Genomic DNA, 1,642 nt, shown 5'->3' with positions numbered 1-1,642 from the left:
CGCTTCTACCGGATCGATTCGTCGCGGCACGGCGCGGCGCGCAACGCGGGGCTCGGGCTCGCGATCGTGAAGTCGATCATGGAGCTGCATCGCGGCAAGGTGGAAGTCGCGAGCCGCGACGGGCGCACGACGTTCGCGCTGTACTTTCCACGCGGTACGGATAGTTAAGTCATGCGCCGCCGCATTCGGCGCTAGCGATCCTGCACCGCGCCGAACGACGTGCGAACGCACACGAGCAACACGATGGTCGCTGCGCTGAATACCGGCCCCGCATAGAACGTGGCGGCGGCGCCCATCTGGTCCCACAGGGCACCCGCGACGACGCTCGATACGAGCGTGACGATGCCGCTGATCAGGTTGAACACGCCGAACGCCGTCCCTCTCAATTCGGCCGGCGCGGCCTGCGCGACCATCGTCGCGAGCAGCCCTTGCGTCATCCCCATATGGAGGCCCCACAGCGCGACACCGACGAGCACGGTCGGCCAGTGCGCGCCGTGCGCCAGCACGATATCGGCGACGATCAGCAGCGCGAGCCCGACCACCATCAGTTTCGTGTGGCTCGTCGTATCGGCGAGCTTACCGAACGGGTAAGCGGACAACGCGTATACGACGTTCATCGCGACCATCACGAGCGGCACGAGTGCGACGGGCACGCCGCTGCTCATCGCGCGCAGCACGAGGAACGCCTCGCTGAAACGCGCCAGCGCGAACACGCCGCCGACGGCCACGACCCACCAGTAGCGCGCGCCGAGTTGCGCGACGACCTCGCGGCGAACCGGATTGACGCGCTTCTCGCCCGGCGCACGTGCGGGCTCATCAATGCCGACCGCGAGCAGCGCCACGGCGAGCACGCCGGGGATCACGGCCAGCCAGAACGCGAGGCGGAAATCGTCGCGCCACATCAGCATGATGACGACGGCCAGCAGCGGCCCGAGGAACGCGCCCACCGTGTCGAGCGACTGACGCAACCCGTACGCGGCGCCGCGCAGGTGAACGGGCGTCACGTCGGCGACGAGCGCATCGCGCGGCGCGCCGCGAATCCCCTTGCCGACGCGGTCGACGATCCGTGCGGTCACCACGACACCGATCGTCGGCGCGATCGCGAACAGCGGCTTGCTGAGCGCGCCGAGGGCGTAGCCGGCCACCGCGAGCCATTTGCGATTGCGCAGATAGTCGCTCAGCGTGCCGGAGAACACCTTGACGACCGGCGACGTCGCCTCGGCGATCCCCTCGATCAGGCCGATCGTCGTCGCGCTCGCACCGAGCCCCGCCATCAGGAACATCGGCAACAGGCTGTGGATGATTTCGGACGACACGTCCATCAGCAGGCTGACACAGCCGAGCACCCACACGCTGCGCGGAATCTGCCGAAGAATGCCGGTCGATGAGTCGGTCTGCATGGGTCGTCCCCGGTTCAGGAATCCTGACGCTGAATGCCTGTGATGCTACTGCAGTCCCGTGACACGATCGCAGGTTGCGCGTGCACCCTGGTTATTCCGCCGCGTCGCGCCGGAGTTTCGCCTGCCGGCGCGTGCGGTCGTTGAGGATCTGGTGCCGGCGATGGTCGGTCAGCTTCTTCCAGTCGCGCGCCTCGTCGCGGGTGCGCAGGCAGCCGACGCAAAAGCCGGTGCGGCCGTCGAAC

The 1,642-nt window shown here is 68.0% G+C and carries 3 protein-coding genes; 1 reads left to right on the top strand and 2 read right to left on the bottom strand.

Annotated elements, in window-relative coordinates:
• Positions 1-168, top strand: a 168-nt coding sequence (locus JMF90_RS36275) for an ATP-binding protein (RefSeq protein ID WP_236598119.1), incomplete at its 5' end; no start/stop codon positions are given.
• Between the two features lie 23 nt (positions 169-191).
• Here JMF90_RS36275 and JMF90_RS36270 read toward each other — a convergent pair.
• Positions 192-1,400, bottom strand: coding sequence for an MFS transporter (locus tag JMF90_RS36270; protein WP_201326263.1), 1,209 nt, complete (start codon positions 1,398-1,400; stop codon positions 192-194).
• Positions 1,401-1,491: 91 nt separating this feature from the next.
• Positions 1,492-1,642: DUF1289 domain-containing protein (locus tag JMF90_RS36265; RefSeq protein WP_201326262.1), on the bottom strand; the 151-nt coding region annotated here is incomplete at its 5' end.

This window comes from Burkholderia sp. E168m23 (assembly GCF_016586125.1).
GTDB classification, from domain to species: Bacteria; Pseudomonadota; Gammaproteobacteria; order Burkholderiales; family Burkholderiaceae; genus Burkholderia; species Burkholderia orbicola.
Note: the sequence above shows the minus strand (reverse complement) of the source record. Positions and strands in the feature narration are given on the sequence as shown.

Bases quoted from the DNA above. Each gene is read 5' to 3' on its own strand.
- JMF90_RS36270 (WP_201326263.1), bottom strand. From the start codon at position 1,400: ATGCAGACCGACTCATCGACCGGCATTCTTCGGCAGATTCCGCGCAGC.